Here is a 22,754-nt window from a genome sequence, read left to right as displayed (position 1 = left end):
GATCTATTAAGTTTGTATTTCTTGAATCAAGATTTCCTTAGTAAATAGGTTCTCTTTTTTATGCAAAAAGTAAACAACGTTATTTTAATTGCTTGTCTTAGTGTTCGTTGGAGAAATTAAAAGGAAAGTAAGGATTTTGTTCTTACATTGAACTTTTTGAATCATTTACCTAGCTCATTTTTTCACAAAAAGGTGTACATTAAACGAAAGGAGGAATACAGATGAAAAAGATAAGCTGTTTTTTTGCTGTGCTTATGCTGCTTTTATCTGTCATTGTCTCCCAATTGATCCCTGTATTTGCTGAAACAGTCCCAGAATTCACTACGGAAACGACGATGGATTCGTTGCAGAAATCCGACGATACGTTAGAGACATCCGCGGATCGGCTGATTCCTGAAGGAGAGGATTCCAGCAGGTGTAAGGATGAAACACTGGTAGAAGAAACGGCGGATGAATCAGAAGAAACACAAACGGCTCCATCAACCAGCGAGACAGAATCCCGTGAACCGGCCAAAGCGGCTGCACGCCAAGCAAGAACGAATCTCACCAATCAAGTCGAGGTGCTTGAATGGACGATCAGCAACGCGAAAGGAGAAGAAGTCTCCGAAACTGTCGCGGCGGTATCCAATCAAGCCCATGACTTTTCATTCAAAGTCCAACTTGATCAAATGATCAAGGGAGATACGTTTGCCCTCGACATTCCTCAAGTAGGCGGGGCATCTAAGGAAAATGACCATTGGTACATGCAAAGTACGGACTGGATCGACGTCACAGATGATCAGGAAACGGTCTTTTACCGGTACCGCATCCAGCAAAAGACAGGTACCCACACCCAAGAGATTCAATTTGAAGCGATGGAAACGTCGCTGACACCCCTTGAGTTAGAACTGGATTTCCCAGGTATGCTCTCAAACTTCGTGAAAACAGCCGGCGTGTTTCCCGTGACCTTCGGAAAAGACGACAAAAATGATCCACTCACAAAAGCCATCAAATTTGATGTCACTGATTTGAAGGCGTCTAACGGGTTCTCGTTTAAGTACAATACGTCCACATCTAAAAACTCGGTAAAATGGGGGATTCGCTTTAATGAGGCGGCAAATATCGAGCTTTCAGGAGATGAGGTCGATTACAAAGTCAATGGAGGAAAAGACAATCCATATCAAGGCTTCTATCGCGACAATCCCTCACGGAAACCAGAAAATTGGCACGAATGGGGAAAAAAATATACAGACATTTGGTCACCAGACATCAGCAGCCAAGGCAATGAAGCGAACTATGGCGGATATATCGAAGACGAATTGCCAGCGGGAGCAGAAGTTACCGAGCTGACGATCGGCGGACTGATCAATTTGCCGCTGGGCTTGTCGGCGTCAGACTTGGAGGCGCAAACGGGTGGTATACCATCAAGTACGATCGCGTATCAATCCTATGTGCTGGCCGATTATGGCAAAGGACCTGTTTACCGAAATGTTGGAGATACGGGGACACTGCGGCCAAAAGCAGGAACGGGATTTACACTGCTGAAGCAAAAGGCGGGAGAAAGCAAGTCGGACTTTAAGGACCGTGTGCAGTCTCAGCCCTATCAATATGGGATCTATCAAGACGGCGCGGGTCGGAAAACAGTGATGCTGCATTTTGGAAACATGAAGCGTGCCGGCAATCAGCAGGAACGGCTGCAGGATCAGACCGATCAGGAATATTCAGGGAAAAACTTTACAGATAAGGACGGGGCAACGCACCAGATTCCGCAATTTGCGGTAGAGGCGGCCTCGGCAACGATCGGTGATCAGCGAAGCGGCTATACCGAAAACGAACGAGACTTGTTGGAGCGCTATTTCACATTAACTTATGGGGAGAGCAATGCGATCGGCGGCTCGATCGCTGCCTACAACATTACCTTGAATGTGCGTTATCCGCCGGAAACAGCGGGAGAAGTCAGCAACAACGCGGATATTTACACCCACAGTGCGTTGACGCTCAATCGGACGACACCGGAACGAATGCCGAAATCCAATCCATCAAAAGCGACGTTGAAAAACCCGAATGCGCATATTCAATTGTCGAAAACAGAAGTGATGCTGCAAAAATTAGACGCAGATTTGTTCGCAGAGAACGGGGATTACATCGGGATCAATGGCGCCGAGTTCAAGCTGCAGAAAAAAGTCGGGACAGCGTGGGAAGACGTTGGAAATCCCGTAAAGAAATTCACGACTGCGGATTATCCGTATAGAGATGAGGAAGGGGACAAGCTCCTTCCCGGTATCATAAAGATCGATGTTGCTGAAATTTTAGGTGTCTCTGGAAGCACATTGAAGGACACCTTCCGTTTTGTTGAAACCAAGGCACCGGCAGGATTCAGTGAGCGAGACTCGCCAAACTGGAACAACCAAGCCCAAGCGATCGTGTCCGACGAATTCACACTTGCCTCATCAACGAGTCAAGGCGCTACCGTGGTCGTCTGGAACCGCCACAAGGAAGTCACCTATAAAGTCGAGCATTGGGTACAAAAAGAAGGCTTCGACGGATCAAACATCAGCCATTTTGAGCGCGTCGTTACAGAGGAAAAACCAGGACTGGTCGGAGATAAAGTCTACGGACAGCCGTTGGACTATTTGCAAGTGACGCATTATTATAATGCCAACTTCACCGCACAGCACGGAAAACCGAATGGCAACGTAACGGACACCGCTGCAGGAGAGCCAGAACTGGTATTGAAGCTTTACTATACAAAGGATAAAGATGTTCCGTTTACGCTTTATAAATTAGGAATGAATGGTCAGCCGTTGCGAAGGACAGAGACTGCCCATGTGACATTCAAGGTGTATCGTTTCATGTATAAATCAGGTACAGATCGCGCGACGCATCCGCCTACACCAGAAAATATCGCGGCTGATTATTGGCGGCGTGTCGTAGTAAATTCGGATAATTCACTTAAGTCAACGACAGTCAATGACCCGTTGCCTGATCTGGAATTGACTACCGATGAGCTCGGACGGATACGGGATGAGCGATTGGTTTATAGTACCGCTTTTGGGGCGCAACTGGCGTTGGTCGAGGTTGAAAATACCCATCCAGATTACCAAGTACCTCCTGTTGAGGAGAACTATTGGGTCGTTCAGATCAAAAATCCAAGCGGTTTTGACTGGGTAGAAGGGTATGGGACCAAAAAAACAGGCCGGGTGAAATACCGACCGGAAGGCACCGCCGTTGATTATTGGGCGATCCCGAACAGGTTTGATGTTGAACCCACTATTTATAAAGTAGATGAAAACAATGATCCGATGCCTTCAGACGATGAAAAATCAGTTGAATTCGACGTATATGAGTACATTGGACCAGAAGCTGATCGTCCGGACAAGGTAACGGATGCAAAAAAAGACCATAACAATCCATTAGCGGCTGGTTACAAAAATAATTGGAACAAGCTGACTGGCTCCCCTTACACGACAAATGCGGAGGGAAAATTGGTTGATGTAGGTGGTACCCCAATAAATCTGGCACCAGATAAAGTGTACAGTTTTATTGAAAGAAAAACCTATGACGGGTATCAATTGCCGAACAATCATTCCTTTAGTACCAATCGTACGAGTCATTGGTTAGTGAGTCCGTCTGGAAATCTGCAGTCTGGTTTTTCTGGCTATGTCGATTCAAGACCTGCTCAGTGGTTGGATTCCTTTTACGAAAATGCTGCCGGATCTGATGTTCGCCCTGAGGGGATCTATCTGAAAAACAAGAAATTGACGAAGATCCCGATTTTTAAAGTAGATGGAGATCTGAATCCGATCACGCAGCATTCAGCAGACAGTTTCAAATTTGAAACCTTTTTATACCAAGGGTCCAGCGGGTATGAAACGGTTGAACTTGGCACGGGTTCTTGGAAAAAAATCTCAGGAAACACCTTAGCGGATTCTTTCGACAGTTCGGGTTCGGGGCGTCTCTTCACGGAGGATGATTCGTTGGAGACGAAGGTTGGACGGACGGAGGTAGTCACGGAGCAGATCGTTGGTATCCGTGAAGTCAAAGGAATGCATGATTATGTGACTCACGATGGGCACTGGGTCGTGAAGCTGGTCTGGGACCCGGTCGCGAAGGTCAACAAGGTAACGAGTATCGAATATTTTGAGAACGGGCAACTGATTACTGGGGCGGACAGCACCATCTATCATGAGCGATTGAATGGCGAGGCGTACCTTAAGAACCAAAAAGTCCCAACGTATGATTTTTCCTTCATTAAAGAAAACGAGCGGCAGCAGCCGTTAGGAAATGTGGCGTTTGCTTTATATAAGGAAAGAAATACAACTGGGAGCGAAGATCCGAATGCTGCGGATACGCGGTGGGATCTATCAGAGGAGCCGTACCGTGAAGCGGTCAGCAGTTTGGACATCGGCGATTTAGGAAGGGTTTCCTTCAAGGCGCTGATCGAGGGCAGCTACCTGTTGGTTGAGACCAAAACGGTCGACGGGTACCACTTGCCGCAGGGCTATTGGATTCTTACGGTCAACGATCAAGGGAAAGTAACGATTCGAGGAAGTACCGATCCACCGCCGCCAGCCTTTTACGAAAGAGACGAGGAGCTGTATTTGCCAAACTACAGAGAGACCATTATGCCAAAAGCAGGAGGGATCGGCCTTCATACGGTGGTGAGTATAGGGATCGTATTACTTGGGTTGTCAGCACTTGTATTTTTGGAGATTTACAAGCGTCAGCTTACAGAAGGAATCAGGTTTGTCTCAGACAAATTGAAAAAATAAAATCACTGAAAGAAAGAAGATGAGAAAAATGAAGAAATTAACGAAATTAATAGCCGCTGTATTAATGGTTTCATCAATAGTATTGGGAGGCTTCAATGCATTCGCGGCACCTGACGCCCCCATCGCTCCCGCGCAAGGGGATTTGACGATCCATAAATATTTACTGACTGACGATGCCGCAGGACCGGCAGGAACCGGGGATGCCAGTGATGCGAACACTGTACCTGACTCAGCCATTAAATTGCAGGGGGTTGAATTTACGGTCTATAAAGTGGGCGCTCCTGCTGAACCGACTCCGAATGCGCCAAAAGTCATTCCTGGCGGAGAGGGCTGGACGTATGAGTTAAATAAAGTAGATATGAAAGTAACAGCTAAGAAGGGGGCGGAATCCTATGTTTACGCCGTTGGTACCGGGATTGAAAAAACTACCGCTGTAGATGGCACAGCCAAATGGGAAGACTTAGACAAAGGGCAATACTTAGTCGTTGAATCAGATATTTCGGGAGCTAAAAATCCTGCTGGTGAAAAAGTAGAGATCGAAGTGAAGACACCGAATTTTGTCGTAGCTGTCCCAATGTCGATCAAAAATGACTCAGACGACATCACAGGCTGGAACGATGACGTTCACGTTTTTCCTAAAAACGAAGCTATTGAAGCCGTTAAGGAAGTCGAACAGACCAACGATGTGAGTATCGGGGATATTTTAGATTTTAAGATCACCGCAACAGTACCAGAAAAAATCGACGAATACATCAAGTTCAATATTTCAGATACATTAGATAAAGCGTTGGATCTAGTAGCGGACAGCGTGAAAGTTTACGGAGCGAAAGGGACGCCTTTAGTGGAAACAGAACTTATTAATCCTGGCTCTCCAGATGAATATTACACGATCGAACCAATCGATTCAGGTGATCCGACACGCGGCTTCAAAGTCGTCTTTACGGAAAAAGGCAGGGAGCACCTAGCTGTCACCGACTACAAAAAGGTCATCGTTAAATTCCAAGCGAAGATCAATGAAAAAGCGGTCTTCAATCCAGCAAAAGATGAACATGGCAACGTCATTCCCAATAAGGGGAGATTGGAATACACGAACGAGGACGACGTAAGCGATGGCAAAGATACTAACGAAACAGAAACGCCTGTCGGTCAAATCGAGCTAGAAAAAGTAGACAAAGACGGAAATGCGATCAAGACAGACACAGCTAAGTTCAAAATCAGTAATACCGAGGAGAACGCCAGAGCAGAGCGTTTTATCAAAGTGAAAAAAGATGTTGGTGGAAACGTGATCGAAGTAGCATATCCAAACAAAAATGGGAATGGGACTTATGATAAATCGGACCTTACAGGATTCGTTGATTACGAAGTAGAAACAGATGTAGCGGATGGAAAAGCGCGTTTTGTCGGGTTGAAGGTGCCGATCGACTACTGGCTAGTGGAAACGAAAGCGCCAGACGGCTACAATCTGTTGGGTGATCCGTTCAACGTGAAATTTGATACGGATGAAGCAGAAAAGAATGCGAAATACGTTTTAGAAAAAGATGTGGTCAACTCAAATGGCTTTAAGCTTCCTGAAACAGGGGGCATGGGCGTGATCGCGTTGGTAGTTGCCGGGATCGTATTGATCGGGCTGGCAATCATGCTGGTTTTACCTAAGAAACGCCATTCATAAAAACCGAGCAGCGAAGAGTATTCTTCGCTGCTGTACATAAAAAAACTGTTGGAAGGACGGGTGGAATGAAACGAATAATAGTCGCTGTTTGTCTTCTTTTAGCAGGCGCTGGCGTTTTGGGGTACCCCGTCGTTAGTAAGTATCTTTCGGATAAAAACAGCAGTTACGTGATGGACAACTATGAAAAAAACGTGGCGAAGCTCGATCAGGCGACCTTGGACAAGGAATGGGAAAAGGCGGTCGCGTTTAACGACTCATTGGCAGGAAATCCTGTGCGTGATCCTTTTGTAAAGGGATCGGTCTATGCGATGCAGTCCAACTACTATGATTTATTGAAGATCGAGGACATGATGGGAACGCTGGAGGTACCAAAGATTCGTGTGAAAATGCCGATCTATCATGGAACGAAATCATCGACCCTGCGAAAGGGGATCGGCCATTTGGAGGGGTCCTCGCTCCCGGTGGGCGGAGGGAATACCCACGCGGTATTGACGGGACACACTGGGGTGACTGCCGGCAAGATGCTGACGGATTTGACGGAGGTGAAGAAGGGGGAGCTGTTCTTTCTCACCGTGTTGAATCGGACGCTGGCCTATCAAGTCGATCAGATCCAAGTTGTTTTACCGGAACAGACCGAGGCGCTGAAAATGATCCCCGGGGAAGACCACGTGACGCTTTTGACGTGTACACCCTATGGAGTGAACTCCCACCGATTACTGGTGCGGGGCGTGCGCACAACCTATGTGCCCAAGGAAAAGAACGCGATCAAGCCCGTCAAAAGCTCGAAGGAACATCGGAAGATCCTCTTGGCTGCGGCGATCACCGGAACTGTCATGCTGCTTTTGATCGGCATTCGAATCTATTATCTGCGTAAAAAATCTTGAATGGGAAAGGAGCCAGCCGACAATGAAAAAGAAGAAATTGATTTTTAGCGCGCTTCTCTGTTTGCTGGCTTTGGTGCTGCTGTCGGTTGTTCAGGCGAGTGAAGCTTTGGCAGCCCCACAAGATGAAGTCACGATCGTCTTGCATAAGCGCGCTTTACGTGAGGCGGATATGGAGGCCTTTGATCCCCATCAGAACGATGGAAACAAAGCGGAGGATGCGGCGGCGATCTATACAAAAACGACACCTTTAGAAGGGGCGATCTTTGATGTCTATGACGTGACCCAGCTCTATATCGAAAGTGAATTAGGCGAGAATGATTTCTTGGACCGTATCAATGACATGAGCTGTCAGCAGGCGATCGCCTACTTGAAAAAACGACAGATAGAACCCATCGTCAAGCAACATGCGGCAGCAGGAAAAACGGATGCGGAAGGCGTGACTCAGTTTACCCTTCCTAGTTACAATCAGCAGCTCAAAAAGGACGCCGCCTACGTGATCGTGGAAACGGGGGTAGATCCCGCCGCTGGAGTGACGGTGGATATCTCCCGCGCGCGGCCTTTTGCGGTCGTCTTGCCCTTGAAGGACCCGATCACCCACGAGGCGATGGCGACGATCCACTTGTACCCGAAAAATTTGAGCTATTTGCGGAATCCGTATTTTTATAAACTCGGGAAAAAGCAGGACGCGACGGAGGTGGCTTTGTCCGGTGCAGTCTTCGGCTTGTATCGTTACAACGATCGTGGCGAGAAAGAGTATCTCCACAAGGACCCAACGGCGGAACTGAAAAATAAATGGCTGGTGCTTGAGAACCCCTCCACTGAATCGGACATTGCCCGTTTTGTTTCCGACAAGGAAGGCTTAGTGGAGATGCCTCAGCATTATTTGCCCGCAGGAACGTATTACTTTGATGAATTGCAGGGCGTAGCAGGCTATGCTGTTTCAAAAGAAGCGCGAGCGATCGAGGTAATCATCCCGGATACGTCGAGAGATGAGGCCGGCAAGCTCCAGCCAATCACTGTCAACGGCTATAGGATGGAAGAAGACGACAACGGCACTATCACCGCTGCTGCCAAAGAGAAAAAGGAGCCGCGCGTCTATAACGATCAGCGAAGCAAACTGCCAGATACGCTAGATGAAACACCTGAAGGAAAAGAAAAATTGCGTCGGCTCCTACCAAAGACAGGCGAAGCCGCGGCACCCTACTTGATGATCGCTGGGGCTGTCTTGCTCGTAGGATCGCTGCTTATTCGACAACGGAGGAAGCGCTCGTGAGCAGGCGGGCGCTTTTCTAGCTAGCAGATCTTTTACAAACAAAAAAGTTGTCTCTGTGAGGTGATTCGTGTTAACTTACAATTAGTAAGTGAGGTGCGTGAAAATGGACTATCTTTATCAAGAAGGACAACCAAACGGGAAAAAGTTTATTTTACTCCACGGAACAGGCGGCGATGAAACGTCTTTAGTGGATCTGGCAAAGGTTTTAGACGCGAATAGTACGATTTTATCCTTTCGCGGCACAGTTGAAGAAGAAGGCATGAATCGTTTCTTTAAACGGAACGGTTTGAATCAGTTTGATTTTGACAGTCTCGAGAAGGAGACGGACAATCTGCAGAAAATCATCGAACAGCTCAGTGAAGAAAAAGGGATTCCTTTAGACGAATGGGTCTTGGTCGGTTATTCAAATGGTGCGAATATTGCAGCACATCTTTTACTGGAGCGTCAGACGGCATTGGCAAAAGGTATTTTCTTCCACCCGATGTCATTGGAAGTACACACCCAGACGTTCGATCTCGCGGACAAGAAGATTTGGATTTCTTATGGCGGGGATCGCGACCCGATCGTTAGCGAAGCGTCATTTTCAGAATTGGTCACGGCTTTTCGGGAGCGACAGGCGGCAGTTACTGTCGCAGAAACGGCTCACGGTCATCAAGTGAGCATGGAAGAAATGCAGCAAGCCCGCGAGTGGTTGCATCAGTGAGTCATTTATTGAACAGAAGCAAGCAGCAGTTGGAGAATCCCTCTCCGACTGCTTTTTTTTGTGTGGAGAAGGAGGACTTATTAAAAATTAACTTTTTGATTGAATTGTTTTCTTGAAAATAAGTCCATCTATCGGCTTGAACTCGGAAAGTACTCAGAAATTATATTATTTTTTAAAATAATTGTCTGAACAAGAAAAATGCCCATAGTAAAATCAAGGTGTATCCATTCATAGTCAGTATATTTTTCTTATATAACTATTTTTGAGCAAAAGGGCAAAGGGTGTGAGGAACGTTGAATCGACGACTTGCGAAGCAAACACGGAGAACACGTTTTTTTGTGGTGCTTTTTCTTCTTTTGTCTTTTCTTTTTCCGAGTTTTACAAGGGGGGAAATGACAGGTGCGCCGGCAGTTGCTGCACCTATCAATGAACGGCTGGCGGCAAGTACTCAAATTCCTGAAGGAAGTGCGGACACTGCGAACTCACAATCCGAGAACGAGTCCCAGACGAGTGAAAAATTAGAAACGGAGCCCCAAACGAGTGCCCCTCAGCAAACGGATCGATCCTCTGAAGAATCGGAGGCTGTCTCTGAATCGACCAAAGAAGGGGCGGAAGAATCCGACAAGGAGCAGCCGGAAAATCGGACCGATCGAGCTGCCAGTCCATTGAATGAGCGGCTGGAGGTAACTAAATGGGGGATTTATGATGCTTCAGGAACCCAATTATCCGGGTCGAATCCAGCGATCTCTAATGGCGCATACACTTTGAAATTCGATTGGAAAATCGACAATTTGGCAGAGGAACGAATTCAGCCAGGCGATTATTTTACCGTAGTGATCCCGCAAAATGAAGGGACCTTACCAGATAAATCAGACGCGAATGGACGTTGGGCAACCAATACCTCGACCTCTTCAACGCCGATCCTTGTAGCGATCAATGGGTCCATGGTCAAAATCGGTGAGTGGTTTCTCGAGAGCAGCCCTGAATACAATTATCAAACACAGCACATTCGTATCCAGTTCACGAGCGGAGTGAGCCAAGTGACCGCCACCACGATTTCCGGGACGTCGTTCAATATTGGGAACGAGGCGTTGAAAAATTATACGTTGAAGGCCGGGATTCAAAACGTTGCTTTTGGCGGAACGACGCAGGAAATTTATTTCAATGCCCGCGAATTGGATAAAGCGAATGGCTACAGCTATAAAAACGCGATGGGTGCAGGCCATAATCTTGTCGAATTTTCGATCCCTGTGAATTTGCCGACAGCGATCGAACTGGGGGGCGATGAATTTGATAACGAGAAAAATCCGGGAACAGGCTGGCATTTTAATGCGGGGGAACCGCCACATCAATGGGGAGAGCGGGCGACCAACGTCAAAGGAATCTTTGTCGAAGATGAACTAGAAGCTGGGGCGACGATCGGAAATCTGACCATCTCAGCAGATACGCGAATCCCGATCTTGATGCCTTTTACAGAACAGCACCCCTATGACGGCAGCCAACACAAGGGCGGGATCATTTCTTCAGATTCAGCCTTTCTCAGCTACGTATTGTTTGATTCTGGGAATGGTCCGGAATATCGCACGTCTGCCTCCAGTGACATGCACCAAAAGCCTACGCAGAAAACCTCCTTTGATCGCCTTTATCAGAATCAAGGGGAGAGCAAAAGTGCCTTTAAAGCACGAGTAAAAGCTCGGGATTATCAATACGGTATTTATCATGAAAAAGCAACGAACAAGCAAACCTTGATGCTTTACTTTGGCGATGTTGCCAATGGAGATACGGAGGTGCACAAATCAAAAAAGTTCAGTGATCTAACTGATCAGAAGCTGGCAACCTCTGGTCGTCTAGTGAAAGGGACCGAGGGCTCAAAAAAAATCCCCGTGTTGAATTTTGCTGTAAAGTCAGCAGATTACTTGATCAAAAACGGGTACTATACCGCCGCTGATCGAGAGCTGATCGAGGACTATTTCACCTTGACCTTTGGCGACAGCAACTGTATAGGCGGACAAGCCTCGACCTTCAATATCACGATGCTCGTCCGGTATCCCTTAGCGACGGCTAGCGGAGAAAAGAGCAATACGGTGACCTTTCACCAATCGAGCAGCAAGGTGATCTCAGAAACCAATCCACAGAGCCGAAGCGCAACGACTTGGTTGAATAATCCCTATAACAGTATCCAATTGCAAGCAAATGAAGCGGCCTTGTTCAAGACAGATGAAAAGAACCGTCCGTTGACAGGAGTGAGATTTGGTTTGGAAAAGAAGGCTGCCGACGGGGCTTGGAAACCGGTGGCGGGAAAGGCGTATACGACGGGGGCGGTGGTTGTGCCTGTGACGATCATCGAGAGCAACGGTGAGGAGACAGTCCAGCGGCAAAGCTTAGATGGAGGATTTTTGACAGGGCTCTTGCCAGATGGGACGTACCGCTTTGTGGAACTGGAAACACCTGCGGGCTATGACAAGACTCTTTCTCCAGACTATGATACGGCTGAAAAGAAGATTCTTTCCGCGTCCTTTACCGTCCCCTCTGAAGGCAATGCGAAAGTGCGTCACGTGACCAATGTTTCTTCGCCGACTTATAAAGTCTCCCACTTTGTTCAAAAAGACCCTGCCAGTTCGACTTCACCAGAGGATTTCGTTTTGAACTATCAAGAGACCCTCCGTGGAGACACCGGCAGTACGGTGACCGCGGTAGAGCGGATCTTCTCAGGCTACAGTTTCCTTGCAGGCCATCCACTAGAGGTGAAGACGGGAAAAATAACCGCAGACGGCTCGCTGCAATTGAAGCTTTATTACAAGATCGACAACGATGTTTCGCCGTTTTCCATTAATAAGGTCGATACGAATAAAAATCCGATGCCTTCGTACAACACTCGCGGCGATCCACTAGGGCCAGACAAGACAGTCCAGTTCGATGTCTATGTCGTGGATCGTTATGACGGCGGCAGAATCGAGACGACGCACCCTGAAAAGGATGCCCATCAAGTGTGGAAGCGTTTGATGAAAGACGGCAAGGCAGTGACCGTCACGACGGATGCCGAGGGTCGGATTCGAGATTCGAAGATCGAGCTTGTGAAGCGCAGAGACAGCGCTGGGGAGGTGTTGGAAACCGAGATTTTGGCGCTAGTAGAAAAGCGCACCTACAAAGGCTATCAACTGCCAGATGCGGGTTCTCAAAAGAATTGCTACTGGGTCGTTTATACCAGCCAAACGGCAGATAAAAGAAATGCGGAAATTTCTTGGGTAAACGCGATTGGCTTGAACGGAACGGAAAATCCGGGAGCGGGTCAGGCGGCGGATGGCAGCTTTTACATAACCAATAAAAAGGAGGGGTGAGCGCTTTATAAGGAAACAGCGAGTGGTGACAAGATGCCTTCGATGGATCAGGAAGGCGCGTTATTGGAGGAAAAAGTGACCTTCCAATTGTACAGGTACACCAATAATTGGGGGTCTTTTCCGCCAGGTGACTATAGTCCAGCAGATGAGCGAGCGTGGGCTTTGATGGAAGGGTACACGTATACGACCGACTCAAATGGGATGCTCGTCGGTGAGCGAGAGATTCCGACAGAAAATGGAGAAAACTACGCCTTAGTGGAGACGAGTACATACTCTGGGTACCATTGTCCGAGCCCTCGGCAAGCCTATTGGATCTTATGGGATGGCGGCGGGCTGAGCAGTCATGGGATCAATTCGCCGGGGGATCGTTACATCGCGAATTACAGTTACGCATTAAAAAATGATCGAGCGACAGATACAGCTCTTTATAAGGTCGACGAGAAGACTAGACGAGTGATGCCGTCTACTGAGAAACAGCACGTTGCTTTTAAGTACTACAAATACACGGGCAACTGGACAGAACAGGACAATCCTGATGTCGCACCATTGACTGATTCGACGAAATGGCTTCCGCTGGTTGATCCTGCCCACTCCTTGACTGATCCCTCGGAGGAAAAGTTTTTGTTTCAAACCGATGCACAGGGGCGGCTGCCGTGCATCAATGAACTATTTGTCGGAGCAAAAGGGGGCACAACGTATGGCATACAAGAAGTCCACACCTATTCAGGGTATAAAAAAGCCGCCGGTCATTGGATCGTTTACGTGAAACCTGAAATCGCTGGGGATGCCGCTTCCTCTTACATTGTAGACAGCATGGGCTATACACCGTCGGGTTATCCCGTGGTAGGTCCGAAAGAGCCGGGGAATCCCTTCGGTCATTTCCTGTTGACGAATGAGGCGTACCAGTACCCTAGCTTGCATTTTACAAAAGAAAACGAAAACCGGGACCCTCTTGGGCATGTACGTTTTGAACTCTATTCTGGGAAGAAAAATGGTCAGTGGGGCGTCGATTCAGAAGACCCCAAGGCTTCGGACACGTATTGGAAAATGGATGAACCGTATCGTGAAGCCTCCAGCAGTCTCAGCGGTGCAACAGCCTTCGATCGACTGGAGCCGGGACGCTACCTATTGATAGAAACAAAAACAGGGCCCGAATATCAACTGCCAGATGGCGAATGGGTGATCACGGTAGCTGAAAGGGAGAACAAAATAGAGATCACGGAGATCCGTGCTCGATCTGGGACGTCGCCGCCGGCTTTTCGAAAGGAAGGAGAAACGTATTACTTACCAAATTATCTGAAAACCAGTCTGCCTCGAGCGGGCGGTTATTTAAAAATGATCACGCTGATGGCGGGAATCGTATTGCTTGGAGCGATGGTGCTGCTGATTCAAAACGGCAGAAGGGACAAAAAAGAAAAGGGGAATAAGAATGAGAAAGAAGTGGTGTAGTATTTTGATGGCCTTGCTCGTATTGCTGACGACAGCTAGCGGTTTGGCAACGGCTCGAGCTGAAGAGGTCACACTCAAGCCGGAACAAGGCAGCTTGACGATCCACAAATATTGGGCGGAGACAGCAGAGGATATTCGCGAGGAGGGAACCGGGGAAGAAGATAAGACAATCACCAATCCTGCTGTCAAAGGTATCCAATTTGATGTGTACCTGCTTAAAGGAAAAGGAAGTGCACCGGCTACGCCCCCTTCAGATAAGGATGGCTGGTCGTATACGAAAAACGGGACAGAGCTGCTGGTTTCAAAGGGCAGCGAGACCCATACTTACACATTGGAATTGAAGGATTCGGATGCGGGTGCTAATGGAAAAACCAACGCAACTGGCGAATTAGTCTACACCGATTTGACTGCCGGCTTTTATTACGTGGAAGAAAATCTGTCCGCCTCTGCGGGGTATGAAGTTCAAGGGACAGGGAATGCAGAAAAACAGATCACTTCTGGTGTGAAGCCGTTTATTACAGCAGTGCCGATGACCAATAAGGCCGGGGACGATTGGAATACAGATGTTCATGTCTATCCTAAAAATCAAGGATTGAACCCGCAGAAAAAAGCCGATATGCCTTCTGTCAATGCAGGCGATAAGGTGACGTGGACGATCTCAGCCAATGTCCCAAATGATTTCTCTGAGTATACAAAATTTTTGCTTACGGATGAATTAGACAAACGATTGAACTATGTGGCAGACAGCATAAAAGTGGTCGGCTTAGATAAAAACGAGGCAGAGCTAGTTGCGCTAGTAGAGGGCACAGAATACGACCTCACACACAACCCGGCAACGAGCGGAACGAAGGAAGAGGTCATCGTGACCCTGACTGGAGCTGGGATCGCCAAACTTGCGGCTGCAAAAGGGATCACGCGAATGGCTGTCTCATTTGAAACGACCGTGAATGGTCATAGTACTACCGCAGATGAGAACACGATCGACAACGAGGCTGAATTTGAATTTGAGAATGCATCAAAACCGGGAGGCGATACGGCTACGACACCTTCAGCCAAGGTCCATACCGGTGAGATCGCCATTAACAAAACGTATAGCGGCGGAGATCAGTCCATCAATAAAAGTGCGCAATTCCAAGTAGCTGCTAGTGAAAATGACGCCACTGGCGACCGCTATTTGAAGGTGGTCTTAGACGATAGCGATACGTACATCACGAAGATCCTGGCACCCGGAGCTGCAGGCTACGATGCTGCTTTGCATTGGATTGCTTTGCCTTCTCATGGGGTTCACACTGAAGCATTGGGTATGAGTGCCGATGGGAAAACCTTCTATGTTGAATCCTTCAAAGGACTGGAAACCTACAAAGAAGATGCGGCCAAAAACAAGACGTATCAGGCGTATTATTTAGTTGAAACAGTGGCGCCGGACAAATACAACTTATTAGAGCAGCCGATCAAGGTTACCTTTGATAAAGATACTTCAGCAAAACATGTCCATACGTCAGCCGTTGAAAACAAGCGCGGGTTCACCTTGCCGAATACTGGGGGAATGGGCACGCTGATCTTGCTTGTGCTAGGGATCGTTTCCATCGGATCAGCGATTCTGTTGATCATGAACAAAAAGAAACAGACCGTTTAAGAAGGAAAGGCGGAGGCGATGAAACGAATCATTCTGATCATTAGTTTATTGATTGCTGGTTTTGGAGTCATCGCTTATCCTTTTGTGAGTAATTACTTGAATCAACAGCATTCAACACAAGTAATGGAAAATTATCAGAAGGAGGTCGACCGGCTGCGCCCCGAAGAAATCGAAGCGGTGTTCACGCAGGCGCGAATCTACAATGAGAATCTTTTGGGGCAACCAGCGCATGATCCCTTCATTCCAGGGTCGGGTGTCGTGATGCCGGATAATTATTACGAAGTACTGAATGTTGGCGGAACGATGGGCCGCGTGGAGATTCCGAAGATCGGCGTGGCACTTCCTATTTATCATGGGACAAGTGAGCCCATACTGCAAAAGGCGGTGGGACATTTAGAAGGTTCGGCGCTGCCTATCGGGGGCGCCGGCACACATACCGTGTTGACCTCCCATACAGGGCTGACCCATGCGAAGCTGTTTACTGATTTGACCGAGCTAAAAGAAGGGGATCAATTTTATTTTCATCTACTCAATAAGACACTGGCCTATCAAGTCGATCAATTACTGGTGATCGAACCGGATAAAACGGAAGCCCTAAAGGCGGAAAAGGGCAAGGACTATGCCACCTTATTGACCTGTACGCCTTATGGGGTGAATTCTCACCGATTGCTGGTGCGGGGCGAACGAGTTCCCTATAAACCAAATACTGTCAAAAAAGTAAAAAAATTGACCAAAGAAGAAAATTTGATGCTGAAAACGGCGCTCATCACGACAAGTATCATGCTGCTGCTGATTCTCATCAATCACCTGCGGAATAAAAGATAGTGACACGATTTTCCGTTATGGTAAAATGAGTCGAAGGGGTGGCATGATGACAGATTCATTTGAGTATAAGGGCTTGACCTTGACGTCGACAGATTTGACATTCAATGATGAAGAGCTGCAAAAATTATTGACCTTTGAAGGGGCGATCACACACGAGCGCTTGAAAGGGTTCAATTTCCATTATTTTTTGATGCCCGAATATGATTTGAATGGCTTATTAGACAAATTAGGCGAGGCGGAGCGTAAAGCAAAACGAATTTATTACATCACCGGGCAATTGGTTTCCAGTGATTTGAAAGATATGGCAGTTGACGGGTATTATATGCCCACCAACTGGGGCTTCATGCATGTGGAAAGCTACGGGAAAGGGTTGGAAGAGTGATCTTTCAGCTCTTTTTTTATCGCTGAGAAAAAAGCAGCAGCATTAGTGGTACATTTTAAGCGTTCTGTGATAAAATTCAAACGAATCGAATGAACGCTGGGAGATAGGTCATGTATACAAAAGAAGTTTTCAACAATAAGATGAATAGCTGGGTAAACATCGAGGCAGAAAATGAAGATGAATTGAAGAATTTGTATCGCGATTATGGGATCGACAGCGAATTCGTCGATTATTCATTGGACCGAAATGAGCGGGCCCATCTGGATTACGACAAGGCGACGGATGTATTGTTGCTGATCTTTAACGCGCCGAATCGGCGAAAGATCGACAATCACTATGAAACAGTTCCCATGACATTCATCGTGGTGAATCGCACGCTGATCACTGTCACGAACCAACAAAGCAAATATCTATACTTTGAGATCAAGAGTTATTTAGAAAAAAATCCCCAAAGTACGCTGTTTGAGCTGCTGTTTGGCAGTCTCTTCATTATATCCGATCAATTTTTCCCTTTTGTAGAGGGCATGGATCGCGACCGAAAACGCATCAGCAATCTATTGAAGGACAAGACGACAAAGCAAAACCTCTTGCTGTTATCGGATCTGGAAACAGGGATCGTTTATTTCGTGACCGCCTCTCGTCAAAATGTGTTATTAGTGCAACAAATCAAAACCCACGGGATCTATCGACGGTTGAGCGATCAGGAAAAAGAAAGTCTGGATGATGTATTGATCGAGGCGCAGCAATTAGTGGAAATGACACAGCTTTCCTCGCAAATCTTGCAGCAATTATCGGGTACCTATAATAACGTGCTGAACAATAATTTGAATGATACGATGCGGTTATTGACCGTGCTGTCTGTTCTTTTGACGATTCCTACGATCGTTTCAGGATTTTTCGGGATGAATGTTCCGCTGCCATTCGAGCACAATGCTTCGGGGTGGATCATCGTGATCGTGATCAGTTTGTTTCTATGGTTCGGTTTATCCTATGTCCTGCGAAAAATGATGAAATAACAAAGACCATGCCGCGTTGGCATGGTCTTTTGCTATAGCAAGGAAAGAAAGGTGAACAGCCCTGCGAGATTGAAAAAAAGAACCAAATATTTTGTATAGGGTAAATAGAAGGATTCCTGATAAAGGATCAGCGAGAGATACAGGATACATACATAGAAAATGAAAAATGTACGGAAGTCAGACGACCAGATCGCGGGGGTGAACCCGATCAAAACACGCATGATGAAGCCTGTCAGAAAAAGAAAGCTCAAGAAAATCCCTTTTTTTATGCTTTTTACGGAATGGATCAGCGCCCATAACGTACAAAGAAACAATAGTGCAAAGAGAATCTCGTCGTAAGGAAAGAGCTGCGTGTTGACGCTTTTCAGTGTGCGTGCCGCCATGCTTTGCGCTCGCCAATGACTGAGGGAACGTTGGATCACAGAACCAAACAGGATGACTGTCGGCATACAGGCAGAAAACCGCGTGAAATGGGACGACTGGTTGCGAAGGACCCCTAAAAGAATCAAAGAAAAGAAGAAAAGGACCAAGAGATTGCTGCTGAAGAAAAATTCATAGCAGGTAGAAGAGAAGCCTAGATCAAGCTTATGAAACAAACTAACCTGTTGAAAATCATTGAAAGTCACTTTTGCTTCCTGCATTCTTCTCGCCATACTGCCGGGAGCGTGGAGAGCAAAAAGAATACTGCAATAACTGATCAGCACTGGGAAAACCAGCAGCTTAGGGAATTTTCCATCCTTGATGTAGGAATAGCTGATCAACCCCAGCAGCAACAGCAATAGAAATAGCGCCACGACCTCTGAATTGCAGGCAAAGAGCAGTAAAAAGTTGCAAAAGATCTGAGTGGTCGCACCGCTGCGAGCGCCGTTCTTATACCATTTCAGAATAGGAAAGATACCGATCAACCCCACGGTCACAGGCCATAAATAATTCAAACTAGTGGTCAGCCAGCCGGCAGTCTGCAAGGTTTTCAAAGGGATCGTAAAAAAGAAAAGCAGCGCTAAATACAGATGAACAACTTTTCGCTGAGACGTCGTGTAGAGTGCTAAAAAAAGAGCAAACAGAATCATCATCACACTGTTGCAAAGCCGCCATAAAAACAGGTGGTGGGCGAAAAAGAGCAACAGGCCTTCAATCAGCAGACGAGAAGTCCAAGTTTCATAACGCTCAGCCAAGGTCAGCATCAACAATTGCTGATCCGATTGGATAAAAAACAAATCTTCTGCGAAAAAACTGATTTTATTGAAATTCAAGAACAAAATCATGGCTATTCCGCTAGTCAGCAGCAAGAGCCGCTTGAGTGTAGGCCATGCTGGCAAGGCGGATTTTTTTGTAGGTAAGAAATTTTCGTTGAGCATCGAAGTCTCCTTTCGTCATACAGTCAACAGATAATGTATCACAGCTCGGCGGCTGGAAAATGAATTTGTGAAAAAAATTCAATAATTATTTGTAGTTTTTTTTAATGTGATTATTATTGTTTTCGCAAGGATCGATTGATAATAGAAGTTATTTAAACGGGGGTTTCTATCAAAGATTTTAATAAGAAAAAAAGTTTTTGAATAATGCGTTACAGAAGGTCTTGAAGATGCTACTTTAAGAAAGGCTTAGTGCAATCGTTTTGCAGAGAATGACTGCGTATTGGGCAGTATTTTTGAATAGACGCTGCAAAGAGCCACTAAATATACGATGAGATGTGAATTTGTTGCACTAGAGTAAGTGCAACCATTTCATATTGTTACGGGAAACACAAATCACTATAGTAATAGGTGTAAGGAGAGAGCAGCATGCAGCAGATAACGAAACGACAAATACAGGTTTTGTTTCAATTACTTGAGAATACGGAGCCGATGACGACAAAGGAGCTAGCAGATCAGCGGAATGTAAGCGTACGCACGATCAAATATGATCTAGACAGCATCCGTGCTTGGCTGAAGGAACGAAATCACGACCTGACGAGCAAAAGGAGTCAGGGGGTCTGGCTAGTCTTGAGTGATTCCGAAAGGATCAAGCTGAAAAGTGAGTTGATGGGCGTCGATCGATTGGAGCTGTTTGCGGATCAGACGCTGCGGCTGGATCGGTTAAGTATCCATTTGATGCTGACGAACCAAGCGATCACTTCTTTGGAATTAGCGGATCGGCTGATGGTCAGCAAGGACACGATCCTAAATGATCTGGAGGTTTTAGAAGCGCGCTTGGAATCTCTAGGATTGACCTTGGCGCGTGTGCCCCGCAAAGGGTTTCTGATCACAGGACCGGAGCACCAGGTTCGGCTATTGATCGAGGAGGTTTTGCAAAAGGACCTGACGGATTACGACATCTATAAAATCATGGACCTGCTTTTGCAAAGTGAAAAGCAGGAAGGCTATGAGCTGTATTCAGCGAAGGAAACGGCTTTTCAAAAAGTCTTCAATCAAGTTTTGGGAGATATGAGGCAATTGCTGAAGCAAATCGATACGTCGGAGCTGAATTATGCAGAGCTGCTGAATATGTTGATACGCGTCGCGATCGCTACGGTGCGTTTGCAAAATGAATACACGATCGGTCGGTATCAACTGTTGAATGATCCAAAAGAACAACAGGAACTCTCTTACTTATTGATGCAGCAAGTCTTCGATCAGTATCAATTGCCGCTGTTTGAAGACGAATACCGCTACATTTACAGCGATACCTTCGAGAATGATCCGCAGCAGGATGTCATGACTTTGACGGAAAATTTGATCTTAAAGGTAAGTAAAAAAATCAATTATTCATTCTTTAATGATCCGCAGCTCTTGACGAATCTCTACGCACACTTATCGATGCGGCTGTCTCGCAAACAAAAATTTGTGAATGAGTACAACCCCTTCAAAGAGGACATCAAAGCCAAGTATCCCGAACTCTTTGAAGCCATCGAAACGGTCGTACGACGGGAGATCCAAGGGAAAAGCCTGTTGATCAATGATTCGTTTATCGCCTACATCGCGCTTCATTTTCTCGTTTCTTATGAAAAAGCGGCCGACCTCAGGAGTGTCCGTGCCGTTTACGTTTGCTCGACGGGGTTAGGAGTGACAAGTCTGATCAAGCAGAAAATCTCGGAGGAGCTATCGAATATCGAGATCGCTGCATTTGCGTCTGTGTTGAATGCCCAGGAGATCATTAAGCAAAAGGAACCAGAATTGGTCATCAGCATTTTTCCGATCGAAGGAATGGATTGCGAATTTATCAAGGTGCATCCGCTGCCGACGAAACAGGATCTGGAGAAGATCCAGCAGGCAGTCAAAAAAATCCTGCAGCAGTCTCCGCAAAAAGGCACTCGAAAGTTGCGACTGGAGCCGGCAGGAAATCGAACATCGCTAGAGGATTTCAGCAAAGAGCTGATTTTACAGGCATACACGATCTATGAAAAATTATTGCTCGTCTTTCAAGAGCAGCTCAATCAAGAATACCGCGAAGCATTCTTGCTGCATGTATTTTTGATGGTCCACCGCATCACCTTTGACCAGCAATACACAATGGAAGGCAGCAAGGTAGAAGAAGCGAATACTGTGGCAGCGTCATACACCAAACAGATCGCGCACTTATTCACTGAACACAACCTGGCTATCAATCAATCAGAGATCAATGCCCTGTTTGCGTATATCAAAGCATGAATTTCTAAATAGGCATTCGCTTTGTCGAAGGGTATCAATAAAAAGGTATACGGCTTGAAGATCAAACTTATTTTTCTGATAAGAAAAATAATTACAGTAATATGAAAAAGGAGGAAGTGAACGACCGTGACTGGAGAGGCGCTACAAATCATTGCAACGAGTGAGTACCAAAAGGAATTAAAAGAATTGCTGGATTGGCTCGGAAGTGAGCTGAAGGCAGCGAGGATAGAACCGACAGAATTGCAATGGACGATTTTGATCAACCATCTGGATGCGATGCTGAAGCGTTCCAAAGAACAAGAGGCGATTCCTGAAGTCGATCCGACGATGTTCAGCGAAGTCTCGCAAGAAGCATTGCAGTTAGCAGAAGGAGTTGTGAAGAAGATCAACAACCCTTCACAGGATGAGATGTATGTATTATCGATCCACTTTGAAACAGCCAAACAAAATTAATTTAGGGGGAAAAATAAATGATCACAGTAGTAATCGCAGACCGTATGGGTAAAGGACAAAATGTAGCAAAAGGTGTAGAAGCAGCAGGCGGAAGAGCCGTCGTGGTACCGGGCATGGGCGCAGATATGCGTTTAGGCGATGTGATGCAGCAGGAAAAAGCAGATATGGGCATCTCTTTTTGCGGAAGCGGGGGCGCAGGCGCACTGACCGCGGCAACAAAATATGGGTATCCAGAGCGTCATGGGATGCGTTCGCTCGAAGAGGGGATCACGGCGATCAATGATGGCAAGACCGTTTTAGGCTTTGGCTTTATGGATCAAGAAGAGTTAGGCAAACGATTGGTTGAAGCCTTTGAGAAGAAGCACAATTAGGGAGATGAGCAAATGAGTATTCAAGAATGCCAACAAGTCATCGTGTCAGTGGAAGGCAAAGGCGATACCAAGCAGCATGCATTCGCAAGTGCACTGGGAGATATCCAAAAGAAAATGATGCAGGAATCGGAAGTCATTTTACGGATCGAGCCAGTAGAGGTGGAAGTGGTAAAAGCGGTCGAAAAAACCTACAAGGAACGCTTTCTCTTTTTCTTCTTTCCGCGAAAAAGAACCAGCTTTCATGTGGTGCTTGAAGTGACAGTCAACGTGACGACTTTGCAGGCCAATGAGGTCGTCTTTACGCAAGAGAGGACGAGTGATCCAGACGGCGTTCCTATCCCGGTCATTTCCAAAAAAATCAGAACATAGAAGGGA

The 22,754-nt window shown here is 46.6% G+C and carries 16 protein-coding genes; 15 read left to right on the top strand and 1 reads right to left on the bottom strand.

Features of this window, described 5'->3' with window-relative positions; all coding sequences use genetic code 11:
* Positions 1-221 precede the first annotated feature (221 nt).
* From A5868_RS12395 to A5868_RS12345, 11 genes are all read left to right on the top strand, one after another.
* The gene (locus A5868_RS12395; protein ID WP_086303297.1) at positions 222-4,751 is read left to right on the top strand and encodes a prealbumin-like fold domain-containing protein; all 4,530 of its coding nucleotides are present in this window, start codon (positions 222-224) and stop codon (positions 4,749-4,751) included.
* A gap of 28 nt (positions 4,752-4,779) precedes the next feature.
* Positions 4,780-6,420 carry a SpaH/EbpB family LPXTG-anchored major pilin gene (locus A5868_RS12390; RefSeq protein WP_176281279.1) on the top strand — a complete coding sequence of 547 codons (1,641 nt, stop codon included), beginning with the start codon at positions 4,780-4,782 and terminating at the stop codon, positions 6,418-6,420.
* 65 nt (positions 6,421-6,485) lie between these two features.
* Positions 6,486-7,304 carry a class C sortase gene (locus tag A5868_RS12385; RefSeq protein ID WP_086303299.1) on the top strand — a complete coding sequence of 273 codons (819 nt, stop codon included), beginning with the start codon at positions 6,486-6,488 and terminating at the stop codon, positions 7,302-7,304.
* Positions 7,305-7,326: 22 nt separating this feature from the next.
* Positions 7,327-8,577 (top strand): pilin N-terminal domain-containing protein, encoded by a 1,251-nt coding sequence (locus A5868_RS12380; protein WP_086303300.1) that lies wholly within the window; start codon positions 7,327-7,329, stop codon positions 8,575-8,577.
* A gap of 103 nt (positions 8,578-8,680) precedes the next feature.
* Complete coding sequence (locus A5868_RS12375) at positions 8,681-9,280, top strand: alpha/beta hydrolase (protein ID WP_086303301.1); 600 nt, start codon at positions 8,681-8,683, stop codon at positions 9,278-9,280.
* A 392-nt stretch (positions 9,281-9,672) separates the two neighbouring features.
* Complete coding sequence (locus tag A5868_RS12370) at positions 9,673-12,618, top strand: prealbumin-like fold domain-containing protein (protein ID WP_086303302.1); 2,946 nt, start codon at positions 9,673-9,675, stop codon at positions 12,616-12,618.
* Between the two features lie 42 nt (positions 12,619-12,660).
* Positions 12,661-14,067, top strand: coding sequence for a prealbumin-like fold domain-containing protein (locus A5868_RS12365; protein WP_086303303.1), 1,407 nt, complete (start codon positions 12,661-12,663; stop codon positions 14,065-14,067).
* Entirely contained in the window at positions 14,048-15,703 is a 1,656-nt protein-coding gene (locus A5868_RS12360) for a SpaH/EbpB family LPXTG-anchored major pilin (RefSeq protein WP_086303304.1), read from the top strand. The genes A5868_RS12365 and A5868_RS12360 overlap by 20 nt, the downstream gene beginning before the upstream one ends.
* 18 nt (positions 15,704-15,721) lie before the next feature.
* Positions 15,722-16,528 (top strand): class C sortase, encoded by an 807-nt coding sequence (locus A5868_RS12355; RefSeq protein WP_086303305.1) that lies wholly within the window; start codon positions 15,722-15,724, stop codon positions 16,526-16,528.
* 46 nt (positions 16,529-16,574) lie between these two features.
* On the top strand, positions 16,575-16,910 hold the full coding sequence (locus tag A5868_RS12350) for a hypothetical protein (protein ID WP_244265178.1): 336 nt from the start codon (positions 16,575-16,577) through the stop codon (positions 16,908-16,910).
* A 110-nt stretch (positions 16,911-17,020) separates the two neighbouring features.
* Complete coding sequence (locus tag A5868_RS12345) at positions 17,021-17,926, top strand: magnesium transporter CorA family protein (protein WP_086303306.1); 906 nt, start codon at positions 17,021-17,023, stop codon at positions 17,924-17,926.
* 32 nt (positions 17,927-17,958) lie between these two features.
* Here A5868_RS12345 and A5868_RS12340 read toward each other — a convergent pair whose 3' ends face one another.
* The gene (locus tag A5868_RS12340; protein WP_086303307.1) at positions 17,959-19,284 is read right to left on the bottom strand and encodes a DUF6056 family protein; all 1,326 of its coding nucleotides are present in this window, start codon (positions 19,282-19,284) and stop codon (positions 17,959-17,961) included.
* A gap of 426 nt (positions 19,285-19,710) precedes the next feature.
* Between A5868_RS12340 and A5868_RS12335 the strand changes: the two genes are divergently transcribed.
* From A5868_RS12335 to A5868_RS12320, 4 genes are all read left to right on the top strand, one after another.
* Positions 19,711-21,555, top strand: a complete 1,845-nt coding sequence (locus A5868_RS12335; protein WP_086303308.1) for a BglG family transcription antiterminator — start codon at positions 19,711-19,713, stop codon at positions 21,553-21,555.
* A 126-nt stretch (positions 21,556-21,681) separates the two neighbouring features.
* Positions 21,682-22,008 (top strand): PRD domain-containing protein, encoded by a 327-nt coding sequence (locus A5868_RS12330; protein WP_010779770.1) that lies wholly within the window; start codon positions 21,682-21,684, stop codon positions 22,006-22,008.
* A 17-nt stretch (positions 22,009-22,025) separates the two neighbouring features.
* Positions 22,026-22,379, top strand: a complete 354-nt coding sequence (locus tag A5868_RS12325; RefSeq protein WP_086303309.1) for a glycine-rich SFCGS family protein — start codon at positions 22,026-22,028, stop codon at positions 22,377-22,379.
* 12 nt (positions 22,380-22,391) lie between these two features.
* On the top strand, positions 22,392-22,748 hold the full coding sequence (locus A5868_RS12320) for a DUF4312 family protein (RefSeq protein WP_086303310.1): 357 nt from the start codon (positions 22,392-22,394) through the stop codon (positions 22,746-22,748).
* The last annotated feature ends 6 nt before the right edge of the window (positions 22,749-22,754 follow it).

The sequence above is a fragment of the Enterococcus sp. 12F9_DIV0723 genome (assembly GCF_002174375.1).
GTDB classification, from domain to species: Bacteria; Bacillota; Bacilli; order Lactobacillales; family Enterococcaceae; genus Enterococcus_A; species Enterococcus_A gilvus.
This window is presented reverse-complemented; position numbering and strand designations above follow the sequence as displayed.